The following is an 18,629-nucleotide window of genomic DNA, read 5'->3' on the forward strand; positions in this document are numbered from 1 at the left end:
AAGGTATCGCCATGGACGTGCGCGTTCACAACATCCGCAAGGAATTCGGCCGCTTCCCGGCGCTCGACGACGTCTCGCTTAATATCCGCTCCGGCGAGCTGATCGCGCTGCTCGGCCCCTCCGGCTCCGGCAAGACGACGCTGCTCAGGCTCGTCGCCGGTCTCGAAAGCCCGACCGAAGGCACGATCTTCTTCGGCGACGAGGATGCCTCGCAAAAGACCGTGCAGGAGCGCAACATCGGCTTCGTCTTCCAGCACTATGCCCTGTTCCGCCACATGACCGTGCTCGACAACGTCGCCTTCGGCCTGAAGGTGCGGCCCGCCAACCGCCGGCCGCCGGCCGCCGAGATCCGCAAGCGCGCCCTCGACCTGCTCGACCTCGTCCAGCTCTCCGGTCTCGACAAGCGCTATCCGGCGCAGCTGTCGGGCGGCCAGCGCCAGCGCGTGGCGCTTGCCCGCGCCATGGCGGTGGAACCCAACGTGCTTCTGCTCGACGAACCCTTTGGCGCGCTCGATGCGCAGGTGAGAAAAGAGCTACGCAAGTGGCTCAGGGACATCCATGACCGCACCGGCCACACCACCATCTTCGTCACCCACGACCAGGACGAGGCGCTGGAGCTGGCCGACCGCGTCGTCGTCATGAGCAAGGGCGTGATCGAACAGGTCGGCACGCCCGACGAGATCTACGACCATCCGGTATCGCCGTTCGTCTACGGCTTCATCGGCCAGTCGAACTGCCTGTCGGTGACACTCCAGAACGGCGAGATCTGGTTCGAGGACCGGCCGATCGGCTTGCGCGCGCCGTCCGAAGCCGACGGCCCGGCAAAACTGCACTTCCGCCCGCACGACATCGAACTGATCGACGGCTGCGGCGGTTGTCTCGCCGGTCTGGTTGCCTCCAGCCGCCGGGTTGCCGGCACCCGCCATCTCGAACTCGACCTTGGCCGCAACCATCCGCATGTCGAGATCGAACTCTCCCCCGAACGTGCCGCCGCCGGCGACCACAGCCGCATCGCCTTCCGGCCGACAAAGTGGAAGCTGTTCAGGGAGGAACAGCCCAAGACCGCCACAACGCTGGCAGCACCGGAGGCGCCGACCGAAGTGGAGACCACCGAACCCTTCGAGCTGGCGCGCACCGGCAGCTGATCGGTCCCGTTCCCCGGCCCAGTTTCGCCTGTCTCGTCGTGCCGGGCGCGCATGCGCGCCCGCAAACGACGGGTGGAACGTCGCCGCGCGGATATCGGTTTGCCTCGGGATGCGCTAAGCAAGGACGCCGCTGCCGACAATGGCTGCGGAATCGGGAGAAGCGCATGACGATCGTCGACGACCTGAAACAAGCCCTCGGCGACATCGTGCTCACCGGCACCGAAATCGGCGAACGCCATCGCAGCGACGCCAGCCTGACCGGCCGTGAGCTGCCGAAGGCCGTGATCCGCCCGACAAGCAGCGAAGAGATCGCCACGGCCCTCCGCCTCTGCAACGACAACCGCCAAACGGTCGTCGTTCAGGGCGGCCTGACCGGGCTCGCCGGCGGCGCCAATGCCGACAGTGACGCTGTGGTGATTTCGCTCGAGCGATATGCCGGCATCGAAGAGATCGACCCCCAAGCCGGAACCATGACCGTGCGGGCCGGCACGCCGCTCGAGGTAGCTCAGCGCGCAGCCGAAGACGCCGGTTTCCTGCTGCCGATCGATCTTGGCGCCCGTGGCTCCTGCCAGATTGGCGGCAACCTCGCCACCAATGCCGGCGGCATCCGCGTGCTGCGCTATGGTGTGACGCGCGACAACGTCCTCGGTCTCGAAGCGGTGCTTGCCGACGGCACGATCATCTCGTCGCTCAACAAGATGATCAAGAACAACACCGGTTACGACCTCCGGCAATTCTTCATCGGTTCAGAGGGAACGCTCGGCGTGATCACCCGCGCGGTCCTGCGGCTGCGGCCCTTGCCCGTCGGCCGGCTGGCGGCGCTCTGTGCGCTCGACGGTTACGACAACGTCGTCGCCTTCCTCGCCCGCTGCCAACGCCGCCTGCCCGGCCTCTCGGCTTTCGAGGCGATGTGGGAAAACTACTTCCGCTTCAATGCCGAAGCAGAGAAGCTGAAGCTCTTTGAAGAAGTCCCGGCCTTCGCGGTGATCGTCGAGCAGGATCTGCTCGGTGACGCCCCCGAGCGCGACGGCTTCGAGGCCTTTCTCGGCGAAGCGCTCGAAGACGGGATTATTGCCGATGCGCTGATCGCCCAGTCGGAGAAGGAAAGCCGTTCTTTCTGGAGCGTGCGCGAAGGCCATGCGATGGACAGCCAGTTGCCTGATCTCGTCAACCTCGACGTCAGCCTGCCGATCGGCGACATCGGTCGTTTCGCCGCGGAATGCGGCGAGGCTCTATCCGCCCGGTTCCCGGCGGCCCATGTCTCCTTCTTCGGCCATGTCGCCGACAGCAACCTGCACATCGCCTTCTCGGAACCGAACGGCGACGCGGACACCCCGCATATCGTCGACGGCGTCGTCTATGAAATCGTCCGGCGCTACAAAGGGTCAATCTCGGCCGAACATGGCATCGGCGCGCTAAAGCGCGATTTCCTCGACCATTCGCGCAGCGCCGCCGAAATCGAACTCATGCGGCGGATCAAGCAGGCGCTCGATCCGAACGGCATCCTCAATCCGGGCAAGGTGATCTGAGACCACGACTTTAGAAGGACCAATCCCGGAAACAACCCTTCCAACAAGTGGGTTCAGAGCCAGGAGGCCGGATTTTTCGGCAGGCGCCCATCGGGATCAATCACCTTCAACTCGGCCCCCTCGCCTGCGTTCCAGCGCCAGAGCGCGACGCAGGTGCCGCCGGGTGACATGAAGGACGGATAGATCAGGCCGTCGAAGCCTCGGTCGCTCAGCGCTTGTTGCAGGCGATGCGTTTCCGGCACGAGGCCGCGATCGAGCGCATCGCGCCATTCGGATTGGTGGATATCTTCGGAGAGACCAAGGTCGGAAAGGATCTCCGGCGCCGTCAGATCCGCAAGGCGGGAAAAGCGCAGTTCAAGCTGGGCGATCAGCGCAGGGTGCTGGACGAAACCCTGATTGTATTCGGCCCAGGCGGTCGAGAGTTCGCGGGCGGCATAGATCGTCGGCGTTCCCACGGGATTCCACCGCCCACCATACCGCCCTGCTCCTTCGCCCGAAAGCGGCGCATGCGCCCAGCGCGGCACATAGGCGCGCCACAGGCGCACCGGTTCACCAATCGCCATCAGGCGTAGACACCGGAGCGCACGGCTTCGAGATAAGCGAGCACCTTGTCGACCTTGCCCTCGCCGACGAGGTCATAGGCGGTCTTGCCGGCCCAGCCTGGGATCGGCTGGTGCTTGAACCAGATGACGGCGCGACTGTCGTCGCCCGCCATTTCGCCGGCCATGGCGAGGATACGAACAATGCCGCTCAAGGCCGCATCGACCTTGCGGGCACTCGACTTCGCCGTCAGCGTGTTGCGTGCGACACCGATCAGCTTCGCCAGTTCCGCAAGCGTGACACCGAGGCGTTCGGCGACCAGCCGAGCGGACAGGAAGGACGAGTGGTTTTCGCCGTAATGAGCGGTGGAGATATTGAGACCGACGGCAGCCATGGCATGATCCGCGCTTGTTTTGATCATCGTATCATCAAAGTAAGATCAAAACACGCCCAAATCAAGGAAGCCTATTGCCGCCAGGTGGGCTCGCGCTTGTCGAAGAAGGCGCCGACGCCCTCACGCGCCTCATCGGATTCCCAGCAATCGGCAAGCTGTTCGATCGTCGCGGCAATGGTCTCTTCGGTGATCGGGGCGCCAAGTGAGCGGGCCAGCCGTTTGGCCCGGCCGGTAGCTTCCGGCGCGACCGCCAGATAGGGCTCGATTTCAGCTTCAATCGCCGCGTCCAGCGCGTCGGCGGCAACAACGGTGGTGGTGAGCCCCAAGGCGCGCGCCTCCTCCGCACCGAATAGCCGGGCGGACATGAACAGTGGCCGCGCCTTGCCCTCTCCGATGCGGGCAACGACATAGGGACTGATGGTTGCCGGGATCAGGCCGAGGCGCGTTTCGGTCAGACCAAACTTTGCGTCGGCCGAGGCAACCGCCGCATCGCAGATGCTCATCAGCCCAACGCCGCCGCCAAAGGCATTGCCATGCAGGCGGCCGATCACGGGTTTTGCGATCTCGTTCAGCGCCTTGAACATCATCGCCAGCCGAGTCGCCTCGGCAATGCGGGTCGCCCTATCTGCATCAAACTGTTCGCGCATCCAGCCAAGATCGCCGCCGGCGCAGAAGCTGCGGCCTTCACCCTCAAGGACAACGACGCGGACCGAACGGTCGGCCGAAAGCTGTTCTGCCGCCTCGGTCAGTTCGCCGATCATCCGCGACGAAAGCGCGTTGTGCTTCTGCGGCAATGCCAGCGCCAGTCGCGCGACGCCGCGCGCATCGGTTTCGATCCGGATCGTCTCGAAGGTCATGATCCCGTCCTCAAGGTGCGCGCGAAGGCGGCCGCCTGTTCGAGCTTTGCTACGTCCAGCCCGGTCGAAAAGCCCTTGCCCGTGACGAAGGCGTTGACGGCGAGCGTATCGACATTGCCGGCAGCACCCGGCGCATAGGGGCAGCCGCCGAGGCCGCCCGCCGAAGCGTCGAAGACCCTGAGGCCACGGTCGAGCGCCACGGCAATGTTATCGAGCGCGCGGCCGGATGTGTCGTGAAAATGCCCGGCGAGCCTGTTGGCCGGAATGCGTTCCAGCACCGCGGCCAGCATCGCATCCACGGCCTCTGGTGTACCGCGGCCAATGGTGTCCCCGAGGCTGATCTCGTAGCAGCCGAGCTCGTCGAGCAGACCGGCAACGCGGGCAGCACTGGCCGGTGCTATCGCACCCTCATAGGGGCATTCGACGATGCAACTGACATAGCCGCGCAGAAGAAGCCCCTTTTCCCGGCACAGTTCGGCAACCGGTCGGAAGCGCTCGATGCTTTCGGCAATCGAGCAATTGATGTTTTTTTGCGAGAACGTCTCGGAAGCCGACGCGAAGATCGCCACCTCGTCGGCGCCTGCATCAAGCGCGGCTTCAAGACCGCGCATGTTGGGCGTCAGCACCGCATAGCGGGTGCCCGGGCGCCGGCGGATTCCAGCCATCACCTCGGCAGCGTCGGCCATCTGCGGCACCCATTTCGGGCTGACGAAGCTCGTCACCTCGATCCGCTCGTAGCCGCAGTCCGAAAGCATATCGACGAGGCGGATCTTGTCGGTCGTTGGGACCAGCGTGCTTTCGTTCTGCAGCCCGTCGCGTGGCGCCATCTCGACGATCGTCACATGCCGCGCCGCCGCTCCGCTCATTCCGCGCTCTCCGGCTGGAGCATCACCAGCACGGCGCCGGCGGTCACCTGCTCGCCTTCGCTGACCAGCACGTTCTCGACCACGCCAGCCCGCGAGGCCGACAGCGTGAGTTCCATCTTCATCGCTTCCATGACGGTAAGCGCCTGGCCCTTCTCGACGGCATCCCCGGGGCGAACCCGGATCAGCTTGACGATGCCGGGCATCGGCGCCGACACCGCGTCGTCGGCGACCTCGCTGGAATGGCCCGCACCAAGCGCGTCCGGCAAGCGAAGCACATAGGTCTCGCCGTTCAGGAACAGCGTGATCTGCTCGCCTTCGCGCAGGAAGCGGAACTCCTGCTGCGCCCCGGCGATTTCCGCACGGGCGCCATCGGCCGAGCGATTGAGGATCACGACCGGCAACGCAGCCGTCCCGGTGTGAACGGCGAACTGATCCCGGCCGCGCGCAGCCAGCGCCACGGTCGTCCGTCCGCCCAGGTGCTCGATCGCGATGTTGCGGTTGGCGTCACCCCAGATCTGCCAGTGGCCGAGCGAAGACCAGGGATCGGCCGATCCGTCCGGCTGTAAGGCGCCGGTCGAAATGATGGCTGCAAGCGCCAGGGCCGCATCGTTCGGCACCGGCGACGCCGAAAGCCGATCGACCGAACGGTCGATCAGGCCGGTATCGGGATGTCCGGCACGAAAATCCGGTTCGGCCGCGAGGCGGGCCAGAAAATCGAGATTGGTGACCGTCCCACCGATGCGGCAGGCCCTGAGCGCGTTCTCGAGCCTGGCCAGCGCCGCCGAGCGATTGGAGCCGTGCACGATCAGCTTGGCGATCAACGGATCGTAGAACGGCGTGATCCTGTCTCCCTGCCGGACACCGGCATCAACGCGGACGCCGTCCTCCGGGAAGCTCAAGGTCGTCAGTTGCCCGGTCGCCGGCAGGAAACCGCGCGACGGATCTTCCGCATAGATGCGGGCCTCGAAGGCCCAGCCATCGATGGCGATCTCGCTCTGGCGTTTCGGCAGCGCTTCGCCGGCAGCAGCGCGCAGCTGCCACTCGACGAGGTCGATACCGGTGATCGCCTCGGTGACCGGATGCTCCACCTGCAGCCGGGTGTTCATTTCCATGAAGTAGAATTGATCCGGCCAAAGTCCGTCGGTCACGTCGGCGATGAACTCGACGGTGCCCGCGCCGACATAGCCGATCGCCTGCGCCGCGCGAACGGCCGCGTCACCCATGGCACGCCGCACTTCCGCGGTCATTCCCGGCGCCGGCGCTTCCTCGATCACCTTCTGGTGGCGGCGCTGCAGCGAGCAGTCGCGCTCGTAAAGATGCAGGATGTTGCCGTGTCGATCACCGAAGACCTGCACCTCGATATGCCGCGGCTTGGTCAGATATTTCTCGATCAGCACCGCGCCGTCGCCGAAGGCTGCTTCCGCCTCGCGACGCGCCGCTTCCAGTGCCGCCGGAAAATCGGCGGCGCTGTCGACCCGCCGCATGCCCTTGCCGCCGCCGCCGGCGCGCGCCTTGATCAGCACGGGATAGCCGATGTTCGCCGCTTCCCCGGCAAGGAAATCCGGATCCTGCGTCTCGCCGTGATAGCCAGGAACCACGGGCACGCCGGATTGCTCCATCAGCGCCTTGGCGGCATCCTTCAGCCCCATGGCGCGAATGGCGGACGCCGACGGTCCGACGAAGGTGATGCCAGCCGCCTCGACGGCTTCGGCAAAGTCGGCGTTCTCCGACAGGAAGCCATAGCCGGGATGAATGGCGTCGGCGCCGACGGACTGCGCCGCCGCTATGATGCGTTCAGCCACAAGGTAGCTGTCGAGCGCCGGCGCCGGACCGATGCGGATCGCCTCATCGGCAAGCGCTACATGCAGCGCGCCGACATCGGCATCGGAGTAGACGGCGACCGTGCGGATGCCGAGGCGCTTGGCGGTGCGCATCACCCGGCAGGCGATCTCACCGCGATTGGCGATCAGGAGTTTGGAAAACATCGGCATCTCCTGGCCCTACTGCGCTGCAATCACATCGATTTCGAGCAACCAGCCGGCATCGAAGATGCCGGCGATCGCAACCGTCATCGCCGGCGCGAGCGGACCGAGATATTCGGCACGGGCCGCGCGGTTGGCCATGGCATATTGGCGGTCGGCAAGCAGCACCGTTACCTTGACGATATCGGCCTTGGTCATGCCCGCCGCGGCCAGTTGCGCGTCGATATTGGCCCAGACCTGGCGCGCCTGCGCCTCGAAACCCTCCGGCAGCGCGTCTTCAGGCGTCAGCGGCACCTGGCCGCTGATAAAGAGCAGACGTTCGAAATTCTCCAGGCGAACGGCCTGCGAATAACCGCCGCGCGGCTGCGGTGCGTTCGGGGCATTGATGTTGTCGCGTTTCATGGCGGTGTTCCTACATCCTGAAGAGGCCGAAGCGCGTGTCTTCGATCGGCGCATTCAGCGCCGCCGACAGCGACAGGCCGAGCACGTCGCGCGTCTTGCGCGGATCTACGACGCCGTCGTCCCAAAGTCTGGCCGAGGCATAGAGCGGATGGCTCTGGCGTTCGAAGAGATCGAGGATGGGCTGGCGGAAACGCGCCTCGTCCTCGTCGTTCCAGGGCGTGCCGGCCCGCTTCAGCGCTTCGCTGCGAACGGTCGTCAACACGCCGGCCGCCTGTTCGCCGCCCATGACCGAGATGCGGCTGTTCGGCCAGGTCCACAGGAACCGCGGCGAAAACGCCCGGCCGCACATGCCGTAATTGCCGGCCCCGAACGAGCCGCCGACCAGCATGGTCACCTTCGGCACCCGCGCCGTCGCCACCGCCGTCACCAGCTTGGCCCCATGCTTGGCGATACCTTCGGTTTCGTATTTCCGCCCGACCATGAAACCGGTGATATTCTGCAGGAAGACGAGCGGTATCTTGCGCTGAGCGCAGAGCTCGACGAAATGCGCGCCCTTCAACGCCGATTCCGAAAACAGAACCCCATTGTTGGCGATGATGCCGACCGGAATGCCGTGCACATGGGCAAAGCCGCAGACGAGCGTCGTGCCGTAGCGCGCCTTGAACTCGTCGAAGCGAGAACCGTCGACGGTGCGGGCGATCACCTCGCGGATATCGTAGGGCGTGCGCAGGTCGGACGGCACGATGCCGGCGATTTCCTGCGGATCATAGAGCGGCGGCTCCGGTGTCGCGAGCTCGACCGTCAAAGGCTTATGCCGGTTGAGCGCCGAAACAGCCCGGCGCGCAAGCGCCAGCGCATGGGCGTCGTCGCGCGCCAGATGATCGGCCACACCGGAGAGGCGCGTGTGCACGTCGGCGCCGCCGAGATCCTCCGCCGAGACGACTTCGCCTGTCGCGGCGCGCACGAGCGGCGGCCCGGCGAGAAAGATCGTGCCCTGGCCTTCGACGATGATCGTCTCGTCCGACATGGCCGGCACATAGGCGCCACCCGCCGTGCACGAGCCCATCACCACGGCGATCTGCGGGATGCCGGCAGCCGACATGTTGGCCTGGTTATAGAAGATCCGGCCGAAGTGGTCCCGGTCTGGAAAGACCTCGTCCTGGTTCGGCAGGTTGGCGCCACCGGAATCGACGAGGTAGATGCAGGGCAGATTGTTTTCTGCAGCAATCTCCTGCGCACGCAGGTGCTTCTTCACCGTCAGCGGATAGTAAGTGCCGCCTTTGACGGTCGGATCGTTGCAGACGATCATGCATTCGCGGCCCGACACCCGGCCGATGCCGGTGATCAGCCCGGCGGCGGGTGCATCGCCATTGTACATGCCGTGCGCCGCCGTCATCCCGACTTCGAGGAAGGGCGTCGCCGGGTCGATGAGGTTGGCGACGCGATCGCGCGGCAGGAGCTTGCCGCGGCTGACATGGCGTTCGCGCGCCGCGTCGCCACCACCGGCTGCGGACACCTTCACCGCGTCTTCGACAGTCGCGATCGCCTCCGCCATGGCCGCCTGGTTTGCCTTGAACGTATCGGAGGACGGAGAAATGTGAGATTTCAGAACGGTCATCAAGTCCTCTTTCGATCGAGTTCGGCCGTTTCAGTTGGCGGCTACCGCGTCTCGGTAAACAGCTCCCGCCCGATCAGCATGCGGCGGATCTCGCTGGTGCCGGCGCCGATCTCGTAGAGCTTGGCGTCGCGCAGCAGGCGACCCGCCGGGTAGTCGTTGGTATACCCGTTGCCGCCGAGCGCCTGGATCGCTTCGAGCGCCAGCGCCGTCGCCCTTTCGGCCGCATAGAGAATGCAGCCAGCCGCATCCTTGCGCGTGGTCTCGCCGCGGTCGCAGGCCGCCGCCACCGCATAGACATAGGCGCGCGCCGCATTCGCCGTCACATACATGTCGGCAAGCTTGCCCTGCATCAGCTGGAACTCGCCGATCGCCTGGCCGAACTGCTTGCGCTCATGCAGATAGGGGACGACCACATCGAGGCAAGCGGCCATGATGCCCAACGGCCCGGCCGACAGCACGACGCGCTCATAGTCGAGCCCCGACATCAGCACGCGCACGCCGCCGCCGATGCTGCCGAGCACGTTTTCTTCCGGCACTTCGCAGTCCTTGAAGATCAGCTCGCAGGTGTTGGAGCCGCGCATGCCGAGCTTGTCGAGCTTCTGGCCGGTCGAAAATCCCGCATAGCCCTTCTCGACGAGAAAGGCGGTGATGCCGCGCGGGCCGGCGCTCGGATCGGTCTTGGCGTAGACGACGAGCACGTCGGCATCCGGGCCGTTGGTGATCCACATCTTGTTGCCGTTGAGCACATAGCGGTCGCCACGCTTATCGGCCTTCAGCGTCATCGATACGACGTCGGAACCGGCGCCGGGCTCCGACATCGCCAGCGCACCGACATACTCGCCGGAAATCAGCTTCGGCAGGTAACGCGCCTTCTGGGCGTCGTTGCCGTTGCGGTTGATCTGGTTGACGCAGAGATTGGAATGGGCGCCGTAGCTGAGGCCGATCGAGGCCGATGCGCGGCTGATCTCTTCCATCGCCACGCAATGGGCGAGATAACCCATGGCAGCACCGCCGTGCTCCTCGCCAGCGGTAATGCCGAGCAGACCAAGCTCGCCCATCTCGCGCCAGAGCGGCATCGGAAAGGCGTTGTTGCGATCGGTCTCGTCCGCCAAAGGCGCAATACGGTCCGTTGCGAAGCGCCGCACGCTCTCGCGCAACGCGTCGATGTCCTCGCCAAGCGCAAAGCTCAAGCCGCCCTGAAACATGTCTATCCTCCCACCGTTCCGGCCAGTGCGGTCTCCTCCCACAGCGGCCGGACGATAACGCTCCATCCTCTACGCGGATCGCGGCGAATGCAATGATATCAACGCCGCGACATGGCCGGACGATAGCACCGCGTTTCGCTAATTTCCTTCCAAAGAGGGGCAAAGCCAAGCACGATATGCAAATCCGGAGGCGCCCGCCGATTGCATCCTGTGCGCGAACGGGTTGACGCGCCCTCGCGCCGGGTCCGACGGTTGGCGTTCCATTCCCGAGATGGCGACAAGGAGCTCCGTGACGTCGCGGGATCGACGATCAGTTCTTGTTCGGCCAGATTTCCTGGCTGGCTTCGACGGCCGCAAGACCCTGCATCGCGTCGCGATTGCCGGTGGCGGCAAGCGCTTCGAAGATGCGCCGCGCTTCTGCGTGGTATTTGAGGTTCATGTAGGCGTAGCCGCGCAGCACCATCAGGTCCTGGCGGCGCTGCGAAATCTGCCCAAGCTGATCGAGAAAAAGGATCGCCTCGCGGTAGCGATTGGCATTGAAGGCGGCAATGGCGCGGTCGGCGAGGATCGCCGTCTGCAGCTCGTCGACACGACCGCGGCTCTGCGTCGACTTCGTCGCCGACACCGCCGCCTTGTTGGTGAGGCCGGCGCGCAGATAGGCCAGGCTCTGACCATAGGCAGCGTCTTCGCGGATCTGCGACGCAGGTGCTTGCAAGGCGACCTCGAAGGCTTCTGCGGCTTCCAGCGGACGATTGAGGTCCATCAGGCACCAGCCGCGCGCGAGCGCCGCCTGCGGCGCCATGCCGGCGGGATTGATGGTGGTGCGGCAACCGGCCCCGCTGCGCACCGATTTCTGCACAACACCGCCCATGCGCGGCCTCTGAGCGACGGGCTGCTCGACCACCTCGGTGACGACGGTGGTGCGCACAGCCGACTGCTGTTGCGTCCGCTGCTGCACCTCGGCAGTCGGAAGCGGCGCGCGGCTGACTTCGTCGAGTTTCTCCTTGACTTCGCCAAGCCGGGCGATGCGTTCGGAGCGGCCGGACCACAAACGCTGGATTTCGACGACGCCATCCTTGTCGTTCAACTGGTCGCGGCTGAGTGCGAGGCCATAGGCTGACGGCTCGTCGTCCGGCTTCCAGCGCAGTGCCGTTGCAAACCATTGCGCGGCGGTTGCCGGCTGGTTGAGTGCGCGCGCATACCAGCCGAACTGCTGGGCCGTCGCCGGTTCGCGGGCCTTGGTCGTTTCCTGCGCGATCCGCGCCAGCACGGCGGCATCGAGGGCGACCGGCGGATCGATGGCCAGCAGATTGGCCGTCGCCGCGAAATAGGTCGCAAGCGCGTCGGGCGAGCTATCGCGCCACGGATAGAGCACGGCCTCAGCCTCGATCGGTGCCTTGCGCGCGATCAGCGTCAGCGCCAGGCCCTGCGCGGCCGAAGCGCTATCTTCCTTGTCGTGGGCGCGCCGGAACCATTGCTCGGCGGCGCTCATGTTGTCGCGGCGCAGCTGATACCAGCCGAGCAACAAGGCGTCGCTTGCCGTGCCGCCGGTTTCCGCCAGCTTTTCGACGCGCTGGACATACTTGGGATCAACCGCGAGCGTCTTGTCTCCGTCGCCTTCGGCAACGAAGCGCCGGGCGAGATCGTCGCGGATGCTTTCGAACTCCGGCACGCCCTCGGGCGTGGTGCGCTCCAGCGCGAGGAGATCCTGCAGCGTCGCGTAGGGCAGCACCGCGGCAGCCTTCTGCACGGTCGCTAGCCGTTCCGGCGCGTCGTCGCAGCTCTTCAGCACATAGAGATAGGCATCGCGGGCCCGGTCCGGTCGCTTGGTCTCGGCAAAGGCCTGCGCCACATGCCAGAGCACATCGACTTCCGAGCAGGTCAGAAGGCTCGGCGTGCTGGCGGCGATCGAAATCACGGTTTCATACTGCTTGAGCTCGGAGGCGTTCACCAGCCGGGCGCGCGCCTCGGCCACATTGAGGCGCTCAAGCAGGTCCGACGGCGGCTGCCAGGCAGCCTCCTTCGCCTGACGCTCGGCGATCGCCTTGCGCACTTCGGCGTAGCGGCCTTCAGAATAAAGCCGCCACATGGTTTCGAGCGCGACGTCGTTGTTGCGCGGCACGGCCAGCGGATCGGCGGGCGGAACCCAGTCGGGATAGAGCGAGCGCAGGCGCGAGATTTCCGCCTGCAGGCGCGCCGTGTCGCCCTTGGCGGCAAAGTAGCGAAGCGCCGATTCGTCGACGACCGGCTGCGGCTTGCTTGCGCTTTGCGTTGCCTCTGACGGCCTGTCGGCCTGGGCCACCTCGGTAAATTGCGGCGCGGCACCGCGCGCGCCCTGGCCGGCGCTGCTGCCGACGGCGGGCGCCTCCTGGCTCTCGCCGGCCAAGCTGCCGAGTTTCTTGTTGTCCTGGCGCAAGAAGCCGCCATCGGTCAGTCCGGCAACCCCGATCGCCGTAGTCATCACAGCGGCAATGGCAACGATTGAGGACTTCATAGACACTCCGGACGCTTCTCCCTCACGTAAGACAACCCCAACAGGTGCAGCGTGGAAGGGTAATATTGCGTCGGGCTGAACACCTTGACGCTGTCGGGTATCGGAACCCTGTCCAAGACACAGGCCAGAATATGGTTAACAAATCGATAACCGGGGTCCGTGAGGCTGGTTTGAACCGCCCCCGTGGAGGCGTCGCTGAGGACCAATGCGTCGTTGTCGCCGGCCATTCCCGCCCGCAGCCGCGCCATCAGATCGCGGCCACCCATGTCCGCCCGGGCGAGGTAGAGCGGGATCCGCAAAGCGTTATAGCCGAACTCGGCGGGAAAGCCCTGGGCTGGCTTCGGCATCGCACGCAGGCTGACCCAGTCGGCCGGCAGTTTTCTCGGGCCTGATTGCAGGGCATTGAGCAAGGCCAGGCCGTCATCCGAGAGCGCCTTCCAGCGCGGCGACGGCGCTACCCGATCAAGTGCGGGAAACGCCTCGAAGATCCAGTAGGACGGATTGACCACCGGGCCATCCGGGCGATCGGTCGTGCCGAAGCCCGTAACGCCGGGCAACAGCAGCGTTCGCCCGCCATGATCGAGCAGGGTGTTGTCGAGGATAGCCTTGGCGATCCGCGACGCCGCCTGCAGATAGTCTTGTCGCTTCCAGCGTTCACCGGCAAGCACCAGCGCATAGGCGATCAGGATATCGCCGTCGGTGGCATTGTTGATGTCGATAATGTGCGGTGTCTCGGTGGCACTCCACTTCCAGGCCGCCAGTCCATCGTCCCGCAGCAACAGCTCGCGGCGCGTGAACGACCAGATCAGCGCGAAGTCGGCCGGGTTTTCGGCAAGCACGGCGAGTAGGAGGCCATAGCCCTGACCTTCGCTATGGCTGACATTGCCATTGGCGTCGTCGATGATCCGGCCGCCGGAATCGAGGAACCGCGCCTTGTACTGATCCCATTCGCCAGCCTTCACCGAGCCCCCCTGTTCGTCGGCGCCGGCTGCCATCGGCAGCAGCAGCGCAAACAATCCGGCGAGAAGCGCGGCCCGCCACCTCATTGGCGCCGCCCCAGGCGGGTCAGCATCGAAGATGTCGCCAGCCCCAGAAGCACCGACAGCACGATCAAGAGCAGAGCATAGACCATGATGTTGCTGGACAGCCAGTTGGCAAAGATCAGACGGTAGTTGGTGAGCGACGGCGGCTGCGTCTGGACGAAATCGAAGCCGGCGACCGGCGTCGCCTCGATCTTGTCCGTCGCCGGCTCATAGGCCGAGACCCGTCCGGCAAGCTGCTGCCAGCGCGTGACGTCGGCGATCGCCGCCGTGCCCTCGCGCAGGCGCTTGCCGGTTGGCGCAGTCAGCAGCGTCCAGGTCGCGTCGTCGCTCGGGTTGGCCCCTTGCGCGATCACCAGGCCGGCGCTTTCCGGCGGAACATAGGCGGCCTGCGCTTCGGGCAGGATACGCAGCGAACTCAGCGAAATGTCGAACTCCTGCTTCACCCAGGTCTGGAACCCCGTGACCTGGTTGCGCCAGGCGCCGCCGCTCAGGCGCGTGCGCCACTCGTCGATGGCTTTCTGCGTATCGTCAGGACGGCCGGTGTCCTCCGCATTGCCCCAGGACATCTGCCGGGCAGGGTCGATACCGACCTGTGTCAGCACCGTCTTCGGCAGCTGCGGCATGGCGCCGATGAAGATCGCGTTGCGGCTGCCGGCTGCAAGCGGCGATGTGATGACCTCCAGCAGCAGCGGCCTGCCGCCGGCAACGGCCAGGCGGGCGAGGAAGGTCGCGGCGGCCGACAGCGTGTCTTCGTCGGCGCGATCGAGGAAAAGCGGAACGGCGGCGCTATCGCTGCGATAGGGGGCGGCGGCGCCCGAAATCGCGGCGATATTCGGCCGGCGGCCGATGCGCGCGAAATCCGGCATCCGCAATTCGGACGTATCGAAGAGCGCGAAGCGCGGATCGTTGGAAGCAGGCGTTCCCGGCGCGCAGGCCTTGTCCGGCTCGGCGGAGAGCACAGCCTCGACCTCGATCAGGTTCGGGCCTGGTTTGAAATGCCGCATCGTTACCTTGATCGGCAGGTGGCGCAGAATGTCGCCCGTGGCCGAATTCAGCGGGATCGTCGATGCGATGTTGCCGTTGATGTAGATGTCGATGTGGCTGCCCGGAAGCACGGCATCCGTATAGGCAGCGTCGAGCAGAAGCGTCGCGTCACCATAGGCGTCGGCATAGAAATCCGACGGCACGGCGACGGAGAAACGCGTGCGAAAGCGCCGGCCCGTAAATTCGCTGGTCTCCACCCCGAGTTCGGAGAAGCGCAGGCGCGCATTCGTCACGACCAGCGGCGTCTCCGGCAGCTGCCAACGCCCGGTGGCGATGACGTCGCGCGGCACGTTGCTCGGACGGTCCATGGGCTGCGTGATCCCCTCGATCGCCTCCTGCACCGCGGACCAGTCCGGACCGCTGATCACCAGCACCGACGACTTCGTCTTGCCGTCGCGCACGAACATGGCGACAGGGCCGCTCGACGCACCTTCCGGCAGTCGATCGAGGAACGGCGCCACTTCCTCCGCGGTGCCGACGAGCGCAGTCATTTGCCCGGGTTTTGCGAGTTCAGGCATGGTCTCGCTGAGGGCGAACTCCTGGGCGGGCATCTGTCCGCGCAGCGCCAAACCTTGCGCAAGCCGCATCAGCGCTGCCGTTCGGCTCGGCTGCTGGAGGCCGGGAACGACCAGGTTGAACTGTGTCCGGCCGCGCGCATCGAGCCCGACGGCGCGTACGTCGTCGAGGCTGGAAAGCGTCGCGCTATCGCCGGAGGCAAAGCGGATGAAGGCCGATTCCGGCGCGATCTCGGTCCACAGCTCATAGGTCGATTCGACCGTGCAGTCCGTGCGGTGGCGCTGGCGAACCTTGACGCGAATGTCGTTTGAGCCGGCACGCAGCAGCCCGGGCTTCAGGTCGTAGCTCAGCGGCGTGGCGGCCTCCGCCGAGCCGATCGGCTTCTCGCCGGCCAGTTCGCCATTGACGAAGATCGAAAGCGTCGACGCTTCCGGCGCAACGACGATCGCGTTCTGATAGGCGAAATTAAGCGAGGCGGCAGATTGCGCCTGCGCCGGCGTCAGATAGACGGACCAGGTGCGTTCATCGACCTCGCCGGTCAGCGACAGTGCGCTGAACGGGATGATGAAGCGCTTGAAGTCGTCCGGCGGCTTGAGCGTGACGACGGGCTCTGCCGGCCCGGCGTTGCTTCCGGTGTCTGCCGGCGGCTGCAGGATCGGAGCATCCGCCGGGCGCTCGCCGGACATGTCGAAAGGCGACGGCTGCGCCGACACGCCGGTTGCAAGGCTCGCAAGCAAGAGGGCTGGGAGAACGAGGCGCCTGAGCATCAAGCGCCCTCCTTCTGCGCCTCGGAGCCACGCAGGCTGCGAAGGAAGTAGATCATGCCGCGGCTCGTCTGATAGAGCGCCAGCCAGAGGAACCAGAACGTTCCGCGCACCAGTCCCGGATTACCGCGCCGGGCGCTTTGAAACTCGCTCCATTGCCGCGAATTGGCAAAGATCAGATCGGCGACCAGGCTGTGATGGCGGGCGACCTGCGGCAGGTAGCGGCAGCCCATGATGGTGATATCGCCGGCAACCTCCTTGTTGCGGATCGCGACAGGCAGCGTCTCGGCCACACCGCTGCCGCTGTAGGGCTCGAAGCGGATCCCGCCCTCGGTGTCGGTCGGCAGCGTCGATGCGTCGATGCCGTAGACCTGGACGCGCGCGCCGTGCGCCGAGACATCCTCGATCGTTGCCGGATACCATTTGTCGGCGACCCCGAATTCGCAGCGGCGGCTGACCTTGACGCGCCGGGAGGCTGCCCGCTCGCCGCGCTCCGACACGACGCCGAGCACGCAGCCGGCCATGATCAGGTTCAACAGGTTCCAGCCGCCGACGACGAGCGTCACGTCTGCCTTGTAGGGTTCGGTGTAGACCCGGTAGACCGTCATCAGCAGGGCAACGAAAAGCACCGCGAAGATGACGAAGAACGGCCGGGCGATCTCGGAGAGCCGGCTTTCGAGGATCGATTCATCCTTTGCCGTCACCTTGAAGGTCGGCCGGCTCGGCCGCAGCAGCACCGAGATGACCGCCGGCAGCAGATGCACCGTCTGGGCGAACTCGTAGAGTTCAGAGATCCAGGGCCAGCGGAACGAGCCGTAGAGATAGTTCTGCATCATCAGGTTCACGACCATGTAGGCCAGCGTATAGGCGAGGAACTCGCCGCCAGACGCCGTGAAGATCTCAAGGTCGAAGAACAGATAGAAGAGCGGTGCGAAAAGGAAAATCGTCCGCGGGATCGGGAACAGCCAGAACAGCGTCGACGACATGTAGCAAAGCCGCTGCGGGATCGACAGGCCGCCCTTGAACAGCGGGAAGCGGAAAATGAGGATCTGCATCATGCCCTGCGCCCAGCGGCTGCGCTGGCCGATGAAGCTGGCGAAGGTCGCCGGCTGCAGGCCGGCGATCAGCGGGCGGTCGACATAGATGCTGTTCCACCCGCGTCCGTGCAGCGCCAGCGCCGTTTCGCAGTCTTCGGTGATGCTCATGCCGCTGAAGCCTTCAGTATCCTCCAGCGCCTTGCGGCGCAGAACGGCGGCCGAGCCACAGAAGAAGGCGGCATTCCACTTGTCGAGACCGCGCTGGATGATGCCGTAGAACATCTCGTTCTCGCTCGGCATCTTCTCGAAGGTGCGCAGGTTGCGCTCGAGCGGGTCCGGGTTAAGGAAGAAGTGCGGCGTCTGCACCAGGAACAGCTTCGGGTCCTGCTCGAAATAGCCGACGGTCTCCAGCAGGAAGTCGCGCGCCGGCGCGTGGTCGGCGTCGAAGACCGCGATCAGCTCGCCGTCGGAATGCAGCATACCATTGTTGAGGTTGCCGGCCTTGGCGTGCTCGTTGCGCTCGCGCGTGAGATAGCGCACGCCCAGATCGTCGCAGAGCGCCTGCAGTTCGGCATTGCGGGCGGATGCGCGCTGCGCTTCGACGAGGTTTGCCGAATTGCGCTTCTGCAGCGTGCCGCCGTCGTCGAGCAGCCACACCGTCAGCTTGTCGGCCGGATAATCCATCGCCTTGGCGGCCGCCAAGGTATTGGCGAGCAGGCCCGCGTCCTCGTTGTAGGACGGCACGAAGACGTCGACCTTCGGAAACTTGCCGGGGGAGATCGAGCTCGCTTTGCGCGGCGGCAACGGCATCGCCACCACGAACAGGCTGAGCGACAGCATCATCACGCTGTACATTTCAGCGAGATAGAGCAGGAAGCCCGGAATGAAGTTTTCAAGCTGGTTGAGTGGCGGCAGCGTGCTCGTCGTGCGCCAGTAGACATAGCGCAGCACGATCGCCGTACCGAAGGCGAGCGCGATGAGCCGCCAGCGGCCGCCGGCATTGGCAAGCTTCAGCACGGCCATGAAGGTGACAATGAGAACGCTGACGATGAGCTGCGTCTGGAGGTTCACCGGCAGCGTGATGACCGCCATCACGCAAAGCGAGAAAAACGCCCAAGCCGCAACCGATCCGATCCTGCTCATACATTTGCCTTCCAGCGTTCGGCATCATGCCACTGGTATTGCCCGACCCA

14 protein-coding genes are annotated in these 18,629 nt (G+C 65.4%); 2 read left to right on the plus strand and 12 right to left on the minus strand.

Annotated features, from left to right (window positions below; genetic code table 11):
• The first annotated feature begins 11 nt into the window (after positions 1-11).
• Together JVX98_RS02635 and JVX98_RS02640 are read left to right on the plus strand one after the other, a co-directional pair.
• Positions 12-1,145, plus strand: a complete 1,134-nt coding sequence (locus tag JVX98_RS02635) for a sulfate/molybdate ABC transporter ATP-binding protein (protein ID WP_246764852.1) — start codon at positions 12-14, stop codon at positions 1,143-1,145.
• A 164-nt stretch (positions 1,146-1,309) separates the two neighbouring features.
• Positions 1,310-2,674, plus strand: a complete 1,365-nt coding sequence (locus JVX98_RS02640; protein WP_205236766.1) for an FAD-binding oxidoreductase — start codon at positions 1,310-1,312, stop codon at positions 2,672-2,674.
• Positions 2,675-2,727: 53 nt separating this feature from the next.
• Here JVX98_RS02640 and JVX98_RS02645 read toward each other — a convergent pair whose 3' ends face one another.
• From JVX98_RS02645 to bcsA, 12 genes are all read right to left on the minus strand, one after another.
• Positions 2,728-3,237, minus strand: coding sequence for an RES family NAD+ phosphorylase (locus JVX98_RS02645; RefSeq protein ID WP_192449534.1), 510 nt, complete (start codon positions 3,235-3,237; stop codon positions 2,728-2,730).
• Positions 3,237-3,608 (minus strand): antitoxin Xre/MbcA/ParS toxin-binding domain-containing protein, encoded by a 372-nt coding sequence (locus tag JVX98_RS02650; RefSeq protein ID WP_192449533.1) that lies wholly within the window; start codon positions 3,606-3,608, stop codon positions 3,237-3,239. The genes JVX98_RS02645 and JVX98_RS02650 overlap by 1 nt, the downstream gene beginning before the upstream one ends.
• Before the next feature lie 71 nt (positions 3,609-3,679).
• Positions 3,680-4,465, minus strand: coding sequence for a crotonase/enoyl-CoA hydratase family protein (locus JVX98_RS02655; RefSeq protein ID WP_192449532.1), 786 nt, complete (start codon positions 4,463-4,465; stop codon positions 3,680-3,682).
• On the minus strand, positions 4,462-5,331 hold the full coding sequence (locus JVX98_RS02660; RefSeq protein WP_205236767.1) for a hydroxymethylglutaryl-CoA lyase: 870 nt from the start codon (positions 5,329-5,331) through the stop codon (positions 4,462-4,464). The genes JVX98_RS02655 and JVX98_RS02660 overlap by 4 nt, the downstream gene beginning before the upstream one ends.
• Positions 5,328-7,316 carry an acetyl/propionyl/methylcrotonyl-CoA carboxylase subunit alpha gene (locus JVX98_RS02665; RefSeq protein ID WP_205236768.1) on the minus strand — a complete coding sequence of 663 codons (1,989 nt, stop codon included), beginning with the start codon at positions 7,314-7,316 and terminating at the stop codon, positions 5,328-5,330. Before JVX98_RS02665 ends, JVX98_RS02660 begins: the two co-directional genes overlap by 4 nt.
• Before the next feature lie 15 nt (positions 7,317-7,331).
• On the minus strand, positions 7,332-7,715 hold the full coding sequence (locus JVX98_RS02670; RefSeq protein WP_205236769.1) for a RidA family protein: 384 nt from the start codon (positions 7,713-7,715) through the stop codon (positions 7,332-7,334).
• A 10-nt stretch (positions 7,716-7,725) separates the two neighbouring features.
• Entirely contained in the window at positions 7,726-9,333 is a 1,608-nt protein-coding gene (locus tag JVX98_RS02675) for a carboxyl transferase domain-containing protein (RefSeq protein ID WP_205236770.1), read from the minus strand.
• Between the two features lie 41 nt (positions 9,334-9,374).
• Positions 9,375-10,538 (minus strand): isovaleryl-CoA dehydrogenase, encoded by a 1,164-nt coding sequence (locus tag JVX98_RS02680; protein ID WP_205236771.1) that lies wholly within the window; start codon positions 10,536-10,538, stop codon positions 9,375-9,377.
• Positions 10,539-10,848: 310 nt separating this feature from the next.
• Positions 10,849-13,032, minus strand: a complete 2,184-nt coding sequence (locus JVX98_RS02685; protein ID WP_205236772.1) for a cellulose synthase — start codon at positions 13,030-13,032, stop codon at positions 10,849-10,851.
• Positions 13,029-14,078, minus strand: coding sequence for a glycosyl hydrolase family 8 (locus tag JVX98_RS02690; protein WP_192449525.1), 1,050 nt, complete (start codon positions 14,076-14,078; stop codon positions 13,029-13,031). Before JVX98_RS02690 ends, JVX98_RS02685 begins: the two co-directional genes overlap by 4 nt.
• Positions 14,075-16,402, minus strand: a complete 2,328-nt coding sequence (locus JVX98_RS02695) for a cellulose biosynthesis cyclic di-GMP-binding regulatory protein BcsB (RefSeq protein WP_205236773.1) — start codon at positions 16,400-16,402, stop codon at positions 14,075-14,077. Before JVX98_RS02695 ends, JVX98_RS02690 begins: the two co-directional genes overlap by 4 nt.
• The gene (bcsA, locus tag JVX98_RS02700) at positions 16,402-18,579 is read right to left on the minus strand and encodes a UDP-forming cellulose synthase catalytic subunit (protein ID WP_034789955.1); all 2,178 of its coding nucleotides are present in this window, start codon (positions 18,577-18,579) and stop codon (positions 16,402-16,404) included. Before bcsA ends, JVX98_RS02695 begins: the two co-directional genes overlap by 1 nt.
• Positions 18,580-18,629: the final 50 nt, after the last annotated feature.

Origin of the sequence: Ensifer sp. PDNC004 (assembly GCF_016919405.1) — a bacterium.
Lineage (GTDB): Bacteria > Pseudomonadota > Alphaproteobacteria > Rhizobiales > Rhizobiaceae > Ensifer.

Excerpts from the sequence above, each read along its gene's own strand:
- JVX98_RS02690 (WP_192449525.1), bottom strand. The coding sequence starts at position 14,078 with ATGAGGTGGCGGGCCGCGCTTCTCGCCGGATTGTTTGCGCTGCTGCTG.
- JVX98_RS02685 (WP_205236772.1), bottom strand. The coding sequence starts at position 13,032 with ATGAAGTCCTCAATCGTTGCCATTGCCGCTGTGATGACTACGGCGATC.
- bcsA (WP_034789955.1), bottom strand. The coding sequence starts at position 18,579 with ATGAGCAGGATCGGATCGGTTGCGGCTTGGGCGTTTTTCTCGCTTTGC.
- JVX98_RS02660 (WP_205236767.1), bottom strand. The coding sequence starts at position 5,331 with ATGAGCGGAGCGGCGGCGCGGCATGTGACGATCGTCGAGATGGCGCCA.
- JVX98_RS02695 (WP_205236773.1), bottom strand. The coding sequence starts at position 16,402 with ATGCTCAGGCGCCTCGTTCTCCCAGCCCTCTTGCTTGCGAGCCTTGCA.
- JVX98_RS02635 (WP_246764852.1), top strand. The coding sequence starts at position 12 with ATGGACGTGCGCGTTCACAACATCCGCAAGGAATTCGGCCGCTTCCCG.
- JVX98_RS02645 (WP_192449534.1), bottom strand. The coding sequence starts at position 3,237 with ATGGCGATTGGTGAACCGGTGCGCCTGTGGCGCGCCTATGTGCCGCGC.
- JVX98_RS02675 (WP_205236770.1), bottom strand. The coding sequence starts at position 9,333 with ATGACCGTTCTGAAATCTCACATTTCTCCGTCCTCCGATACGTTCAAG.
- JVX98_RS02655 (WP_192449532.1), bottom strand. The coding sequence starts at position 4,465 with ATGACCTTCGAGACGATCCGGATCGAAACCGATGCGCGCGGCGTCGCG.
- JVX98_RS02650 (WP_192449533.1), bottom strand. The coding sequence starts at position 3,608 with ATGGCTGCCGTCGGTCTCAATATCTCCACCGCTCATTACGGCGAAAAC.
- JVX98_RS02670 (WP_205236769.1), bottom strand. The coding sequence starts at position 7,715 with ATGAAACGCGACAACATCAATGCCCCGAACGCACCGCAGCCGCGCGGC.
- JVX98_RS02665 (WP_205236768.1), bottom strand. The coding sequence starts at position 7,316 with ATGTTTTCCAAACTCCTGATCGCCAATCGCGGTGAGATCGCCTGCCGG.
- JVX98_RS02640 (WP_205236766.1), top strand. The coding sequence starts at position 1,310 with ATGACGATCGTCGACGACCTGAAACAAGCCCTCGGCGACATCGTGCTC.
- JVX98_RS02680 (WP_205236771.1), bottom strand. The coding sequence starts at position 10,538 with ATGTTTCAGGGCGGCTTGAGCTTTGCGCTTGGCGAGGACATCGACGCG.